Source organism: Dactylosporangium salmoneum, from assembly GCF_039532525.1.
Taxonomy (GTDB): domain Bacteria; phylum Actinomycetota; class Actinomycetes; order Mycobacteriales; family Micromonosporaceae; genus Dactylosporangium; species Dactylosporangium salmoneum.
The window spans coordinates 59280-66847 of record NZ_BAAARV010000007.1 but is presented as its reverse complement, the minus strand read 5'-3'; the positions used below and the strand labels follow the sequence as shown (position 1 = coordinate 66847).

General features: G+C 71.6%; 6 protein-coding genes. 5 read left to right on the top strand and 1 reads right to left on the bottom strand.

Annotation, left to right across the window (positions count from 1 at the left end):
- The 5 genes from ABD352_RS05795 to ABD352_RS05775 form a co-directional block, all read left to right on the top strand.
- Window positions 1–683: fibronectin type III domain-containing protein (locus ABD352_RS05795; RefSeq protein WP_344611162.1), on the top strand; the 683-nt coding region annotated here is incomplete at its 5' end.
- 108 nt (window positions 684–791) lie between these two features.
- Window positions 792–1325 carry a hypothetical protein gene (locus tag ABD352_RS05790; RefSeq protein ID WP_344611161.1) on the top strand — a complete coding sequence of 178 codons (534 nt, stop codon included), beginning with the start codon at window positions 792–794 and terminating at the stop codon, window positions 1323–1325.
- Window positions 1326–1340: 15 nt separating this feature from the next.
- Complete coding sequence (locus tag ABD352_RS05785; protein WP_344611160.1) at window positions 1341–2369, top strand: hypothetical protein; 1029 nt, start codon at window positions 1341–1343, stop codon at window positions 2367–2369.
- On the top strand, window positions 2366–3697 hold the full coding sequence (locus ABD352_RS05780; protein WP_344611159.1) for a Dyp-type peroxidase: 1332 nt from the start codon (window positions 2366–2368) through the stop codon (window positions 3695–3697). The genes ABD352_RS05785 and ABD352_RS05780 overlap by 4 nt, the downstream gene beginning before the upstream one ends.
- 2 nt (window positions 3698–3699) lie before the next feature.
- Entirely contained in the window at window positions 3700–4590 is an 891-nt protein-coding gene (locus ABD352_RS05775) for a bile acid:sodium symporter family protein (protein WP_344611158.1), read from the top strand.
- A 49-nt stretch (window positions 4591–4639) separates the two neighbouring features.
- Here the strand turns inward: ABD352_RS05775 and ABD352_RS05770 are convergent, their stop codons facing one another.
- The gene (locus ABD352_RS05770; protein WP_344611157.1) at window positions 4640–7456 is read right to left on the bottom strand and encodes a GH92 family glycosyl hydrolase; all 2817 of its coding nucleotides are present in this window, start codon (window positions 7454–7456) and stop codon (window positions 4640–4642) included.
- Window positions 7457–7568 lie beyond the last annotated feature (112 nt).

The following is a 7568-nucleotide window of genomic DNA, read 5'->3' as shown; positions in this document are numbered from 1 at the left end:
GGGCCGCCGGGGAGGCCGGCCTCAATGGCGTCCCGGCGTCCCCCACCACCACCTCGACCACCCCGGCCGCCGCGGCACCGCCCGCGTCGGGCTCGCCGCGTCCCGCCGCCGGCGTCCCGGCGCCCCCGGCCGCGCTGAAGGCGATCCCGGCCAGCGCCGCCGCCATCCGCCTGGAGTGGACCGACAACTCCGACAACGAGACCGGCTTCACGGTCATCAACGGCGTCACGTCGCGCGACGTCGCCGCCAACGCGACCACGTACACCTGGACCGGCCTGGCCCCGGAGCAGTACATGTGCTTCAAGGTCCGCGCCTTCAACGCGGCCGGCCCGTCGCCGTACTTCCCGGCCGCCCAGGAGTCCTGGGTCTGCGCCACCAGCCAGAAGGGCACGGGCCCGGCCGCCCCGTCCAACCTGACCGCCGAGGCCGTGAGCCCGACCGCAATCCGCCTGCAGTGGACGGACAACTCCGACAACGAGACCGGGTTCACGGTCATCAACGGCAGCGCGTCGCGCAACGCCGGGGCCAACGCGACCGCGTACACCTGGGACGGCCTGAGCCCCGGCACGTACATGTGCTTCAAGGTCCGGGCGGTGAACGCGGCGGGCGTCTCCCCGTACACCCCCTCGGCCCAGGAGTCATGGGCCTGCACGACGACCCCGGCCGCCGGCGGCTCCCGCTAGGAAAGCGTTGACGTCATCCGCGGCGGGTGAGGACTCGGCACGCTCATCGTCTGCATGGTGGACCGGTATCGAAGCTGCCGTCGTGGCTGGTCGTTGTAGGAGTGCCGGATGCAGATCACGCCCGAGGCCGTAGTCCTACCGGCGGACACCAGCCGGCTGCCGCAGGGCAAGCACGGCCCGATATATCCGCGCACGCCGGCGTGTTACGGGTTCACGGTCATCGCGACGGTCAAGCCCGGGCGCGCCGATGCGGTGCGCGGCTATGGGCAGACGCTGGCCAAGGCGCTCGAGGTAGACCCGCATCTGCTCGCGCCGCTGAAGCTGCACTACCTGCGGTGGGTGCTGTTCGACAACGACACCCGGTTCATGTACCAGGGCATCTTCGACACCGACTTCGACAAGTACACCGAGGACGCCGTCGCGTTGTTCATCAAGGCCGGCGTGGCCACGGTGTTCGAGAATCTCGAGGGCTTCCCGGAGGACTGGCGCACGAATCCGGATGCCTTCGTCAGGTTCGTGCGGGACCACCAGTGCCCGAGCTTCATGGAGTACGGCGAGTACCCGTACGTGACGGCCGACGAGATCAAACGGGCCCTGCAGGTCAAGGACGCCCTTTCCACCATGCTCGACCAACTGCAGTAGGGCCCGGGACCGTCGATGGAACAGCGGAGCACCGCCCGCACGTACAACCAGCGCCACCAGCGCCGACCGGCCACACCGGGACGCCGGCGGGTGAGCATCTACGTCGCCTGGAGCTATCCGGCCGAGGCCGGTCGCGACCCGGCCGGGCTGGACAACCGGTACTCGACGATGACCGAGGTACGCCGGGCGGCGTGGCCGGCCTACGAGGACCCGCAGTGGTCAGACCCGGGCCGGTACCTGCAGGGCATCGCCGGCTCGCTGGAGCTGTTCTTCCTGGCCTGGGAGCCGTTCCAGCAGTTCACGCTGGAAGTGACCGGCCACCCGGTCGCGGTGTATCAGCGCATCGACCAGGCCGGCTCCGTCACGCCGCTGGACGAGCGCGTGCTGGCCGACACCGACGTGCTGCTGCTGTTCGGCCTCGACCACATGGTGACCGGCCAGGAGGCCACCGACGCCGAGATCGAAGCGTTGCGGCAGTTCCTGACCCGGCCGGAGGCCCGGCTGGTGCTCGGCCCGCACCACGACGTCGGCGCGACGGACGATCTGCGGCAGCGCGACGCCGAGCACCACCACCACGGCGACCCGCTGGTGCCCCGCCAGCAGCGGTTCGGCCGGTACACCCGCTCCGTCATGGCCGGGCTCGGCGTGCCGGTGGAGAACCGCTGGGGACTGCGGCCCGCGGTCCGCGGCGACGGCGGCATCGCCCCGCTGTCGATCGACGCCGACCTCGATGAGCGGGGCTGGCTGGACGGCGTCACCGGCCTCAACTTCCACCAGCACCTGCCGCACTACGCCGTGACGACCGACGAACCCGGCACCGTGCGGGTGCTGGCCCGGCAACCCATCGACACCTCACGGCCGCACCCGTTCGTCGAGGCGGGTAACAGCGAGTTCAACGCGCTGCTGTGGATGCCGCCCGACGCGCAGCGGGCCGCGGACATCCTGGTCGCCGACTCGACGATCTTCAGCACGCTGTTCGGCGCCGACGACAGCCTGCGCCGGTTCTGGCACAACCTGGTCGCCGACCCGCAGCGCCGCACATGACGCGGGCCACCACGCGGCTGGACCTGCACGACATCCAGCGAGGAGTGCTCAGCCCCCGGCCCACCCCGTACGCGGCCACGTACCTGCTGTTGCGCATCGACGACCCCGCCGACGGCCGCCAGTTCATGCGCCGCGCCGCCGAGGTCGTGACGCCGGCCGCGGACGAGACACACCCCTTGGGCGACACGTCGGTCAGCGTCGCGGTCACCCACCACGGACTGCGCGCGCTCGGCGTGCCGCAGCAGTCGCTCGACACGTTCGCGTGGGAGTTCCGCCAGGGCATGGCGGCCCGCGCCGCAGCGCTCGGCGACACCGGCGACAGCGCCCCCGAACACTGGGAACCGCCGCTAGGCTCGCCGGACGTCCACGTGGCGCTGACCGTGGTCGCGCCGGACAGCGACCGGCTCGACGCCGCGATCGAACGCGCCCGCCCGGCCTACGCGGCGCTGCCCGGCGTGACCGCGATCTGGCGGCAGGACTGCCACGCCACGGCCGACGAGACCGAACCGTTCGGCTACCGCGACGGGATCAGCCACCCGGCCGTCGAGGGCAGCGGCATCCCCGGCTCCAACCCCCTCGAAGCACCCCTGCGACCGGGCGAGTTCGTCGTCGGCTACCCCGACGAGCTCGGCGGCACCCAGCACGTCCAGCCGGAGGTCCTCGGCCGCAACGGCAGCTACGTCGCGTTCCGCAAGCTCCATCAGCGTGTCGCGGCCTTCCGCCGGTACCTCACCGAACACGCCGCCACGCCCGACGAGGAGGCCCTGCTGGCCGCCAAGTTCATGGGTCGCTGGCGCAGCGGCGCCCCACTCGCGCTCAGCCCGCACCGCGACGACCCGGTGCTCGGCGGCGACCCGCACCGGCGCAACGCCTTCGGCTACGCCGAGGACCCCACCGGATACGTGACGCCCGGCGGCAGCCACATCCGGCGCGCGAACCCCCGCGACGCCGACGTCGCCGGCGAACCCCGGTTGCACCGGATGATCCGGCGCGGCACCGTCTACGGCCCGCCGCTGCCCGACGGCGTCCTCGACGACGACGGCGTCGATCGCGGCATCATGTTCGCCTTCGTCGGCGCGCATCTGGGCCGGCAGTTCGAGTTCGTCCAGTCCGAGTGGATCAACGACGGCGTGTTCTTCGGTGCCGACGGCGCCCGCGACCCGATCGCCGGCCGGCACCGGCCCGAGCACGACGCCTACACCATCCCGCGACGACCGGTCCGCCGGCGCCTGCACGGCCTGCCGCAGTTCGTCGTCACCCGTGGCGGCGAGTACGGCTTCATGCCCGGACTGCGCGCGCTGCGCTGGCTCGCCGACCTGCCCGGCTAGCCATGGACGTCGTGCTCCTGCTGGTCAACGTGGTCACGATCGTCTTCATCACCAGCACCATGTTCGGCGCCGGCCTCGGCTCCACCGCGGCCGCGCTGCCGGCCGTCGCCACCGATGTGCCGCTGCTGCTGCTCGCGCTGCTGGTCAACATCGTGCTCGTCCCGCTGGTCGCGTGGGGGCTCGGCATCCTGTTCCACCTCGCCGCCGCGGCGTTCATCGCGCTGGTACTCGTCGCGGCGTCACCGGGCGGGCCGTTCGGCGCCAAGCTCGCCATGATGCAGCACGGCGACACCACCACCGGCGCCGCCATGCAGGTCCTGCTCGCCGCCGTCGGCAGCGTCACCTTCGCACCCGTCGCCAACCTCGTCATCCGCACCGCCGGCATCGCGGAAGGCTTCACGCTCGACGTGGGCGCGCTCATCCGCACCGTGGCCCTGCTCCAGCTCGTCCCCTTCGCCATCGGTCTGCTGATTCGCCACGTCCGGCCCGAACTCGCCGACCGCTGGCAGCCGCGCACCGCCGCCCTGTCCAACGGCACCTTCCTCGCCGTCCTCGCCGGCATGTTTGCCGGGAACTGGCAGCAGATCGCCGCCCTGCTCGGCTCCCGCACCCTCCTCGCCGGGATCGTCCTCACCGCCGCAGCCGGCGTCGCCGGGACCCTCCTGGCCACGGGCTCCATGCCCCGCCGCACCACCATGGGCGGCGTCGCGGCCACCCGCAACGTCGGCCCCGCGCTCACCGCCGTCGGTCTCGCCTTCCACAACGACCCGGCGATCCTCGGCGCGCTCGCCGGAGTCCTCGCCCTCGGCCTGGTCGTGTCCATTCCCGCCGCCGTGGTCCTCGGCCGCGGACGCCGTCCACCGGACGCGGCCGAGCAGCCGGCAACCCAATAGTGCCCGCCGAGGCGCGGGGCTGCGCCTCGGCGGGTCATCGGTCAGCGCACTAGCTGTAGGCCTCGAACTCGTAGATGCGGGCGGCGCCTCCCGTGCCGCTCTGCTCCGCGGTGACCACGTTCAGGCGCAGGTAGCGGGCCGAGACGTTCACCGCGTGGGTGGTGACGCTGGCCGTGTTGGCCCGGGCCTGGACGACGGTCGTCCAGGTGGTGCCGTCCGTCGACGCCTGCACGTCGTAGTCGCGGGTGTTCCAGGCCGCCGACTCTCCGCCGGCTCCGGCGTGACGGATCGTGATGGTGCGGACCGTCTTGGTGGCGCCCAGGTCCACCCGCCACCACCTGCTCGCGCCGGTGGAGCACCACTTGTCACTCGTGCCGCCGCTCACGCTGCCGTTGACGGCCTTGGCCGGGCCCTCGTTGGCGTTGCAGGACGAGTCGGCGGTGGCCGGCTGGTTCAGGGCCAGGTTGGTGGACGTGGCGGCGGTGTCGAAGGACGGCGGGGCGTCGGCCGCGGCGCTCCCCCACGACGTGTTCGCCGTGGTACCCAGGGTCAGGTCGACCGTGCCGCCCGCGCTCAGCAGCGACTCGGGCAGCCACGGACGCGTCGAAGCAGCGCCGTTGAGGTTCATGCTCTGGATGTACGGCGCATTCGTGCCCGCGCCCGTGGCGTTCACGGTGATGGTGGCGCCGTTGCCGCGGTGCACGACCACCTGGGTGAACAGGGGGCTGGCCAGCAGCAGCTCGCCGCGGCCGGGGCTGAGTGGGTAGACGCCCATGGCGGCGAAGACGTACCAGGCCGACATCGCGCCCAGGTCGTCCTGGCCGGGGATGCCACCGGGGGCGTTGGACCACAGCGTGTTGACGACCTGCCGGACCGTCTGCTGCGTCTTGTACGGCTGCCCGGCGAAGTCGTAGAGCCAGGGCGTGCCGATGGACGGCTCGTTGGCCAGGTCCGAGTGCGTGCCGCCGGCCTTGGACAGCGCCCAGCTGCCGTCGGTGTTGTGGAAGAAGGAGTCCAGGCGCGACGCCGCCGTGGCCTGGCCGCCCATCTTGGCGAACAGGCCGTTCACGTTGAAGGGGACCATCCAGGTGTACTGCGCCGCGCTGCCCTCGGCGAACCCGTCGGAGCTGGCCGGGTCGAACGACTGCCAGGCGCCGGCGGCGTTGCGCTGCTGGATGTAGCCGGTGCCGGGGTTGAACACGTTGCGCCAGTTCTGGGCCCGGGCCAGGAACTGGTTCGCGGTCGTGCTGTCGCCCAGGCGGGCGGCCAGCTGGGAGATGCCGAAGTCGGCGGAGACGTCCTCGAGGGTCTCCCCCGCGCCGCCCCAGGCGTTGCCGTCCGACGGGACGTAGCCGATCTGCAAATACTTGTCCAATGACGGGCGCTCGCCGACGACCATGACGTTCCAGCCGGTGCGGCTCAGGTCGGCCGCGGTGACCGTGGTCGCCGCATGGACCATCGAGGTAAGCGCGCCGGAGGCGTCGAAGGTGGTGCCGCCGAAGGCGTAGATGCTCGCCACCGCGGCGTGGCCGGGGTCGCCGGTCATCACGTGCGTGCCGCCCTGGTTGTGCGTCCAGCGGTCCCACACGCCGCCGTTCTGCGCGGCCTGGTTGAGCAGCGACTGGGCGATGTCGGCGCCGATGTCGGGGCGCAGCAGGGTGACGAGCTGGACCTGGTCGCGGTACACGTCCCAGCCGGAGAAGTTGGCGTACTGGGCGTGCTGGGCGCCGGAAACCGTGTGGGTCGCCTGGTCCATGCCCTTGTACTGGCCGTTGACGTCGCTGAAGACGTTCGGGTGCAGCAGCGAGTGGTACAGCGCGGTGTAGAAGGTCTGCTGCTGCGCGGTCGTGCCGCCGGTGATGGCGACCCGGCCGAGCTCGGTGTTCCAGGCGTCGTGGGCGCGCTGGCGGACGGTGTCGAAGGTGGTGCCGGCCGGGTTCTCGGCGTCGAGGTTGGCCTTGGCGTTGGCCGCGCTGACGTAGGAAATGCCGACCCGCACGCCGACCGCCTGGCCGGAGCTGGTGTCGAACGAGACGTACGCCCCGGAGCCCTTTCCGGCCGGCGGCCAGCCCGCGGTGCCGTAGGTCGTGCCGCCGCTGGAGCTGGTCGAGCCCGCGGTGAGCGCGCCGTCCTGCCAGGTGCCGGTGGAGGCGAAGGGCTTGTCGAAGGCGGCGTAGAAGTACAGCGTGTAGTAGCTGCGCCGGTCCTCGGTGTTGATGTAGCCGCAGAAGTTGCCGCTGGTGACGGAGCCGGAGATGGCCCGGTTGGCGGTGTCCACGGTGGTCTGGGCGGCGCTGCTACCGACCTCGGAGTTGGACGTGCGGACCAGCAGCGAGGCCGTCTTGCCGGTCGGGTAGGTGAACCGGCCGGCGCCGGTGCGGGTGGTCGCCGACAGCTCGACGTTGACGCCCGAGTCGAGGCCGACCCGGTAGTACCCGGCGGTGCCGGTCTCGTTGCTGTGCGAGAACGTGCTGGCGTAGGTGGCATCGCTGCTGTCCGACGACGGCGACGAGGTGACGTTTCCGGCGTACGGCAGGAACGGCACGTCACCGGAACCGCCCGCGCAGCCGGTGCCCGACATGTGGGTCAGGCTGAAGCCGCGGACCTTGGTGACGTTGTAGTCGTAGCCGCCCGGCTGCGGCGTGCGGGTCTGGTCGCCCCGGGTGTTCTCCGGGCTCCACTGGACCATGCCGAACGGCGTGTCGGCGCCGGGGAAGGTCTCACCGGAGTTGGCGGATCCGATGAGCGTGTTGACGGTGGCGGCTGGGTCGGCCACGGCGGCGGCCGCGGGGGGCACCTGGGACAGCTGGGCGGCGGCGAGCGCCACCACGGCGGCCAGGGCGCACTTGAGGGGTTTGGAGCGCACGGCGAACCTCCCGATCGCATGGATCGAGTTCAATGAGAAGTTTTGTTAAAAGTTGCCAGTGCGTTCCGGTTCTGTCAACCCTTGACTGAATTAGCATCGAAGGCATTGGATG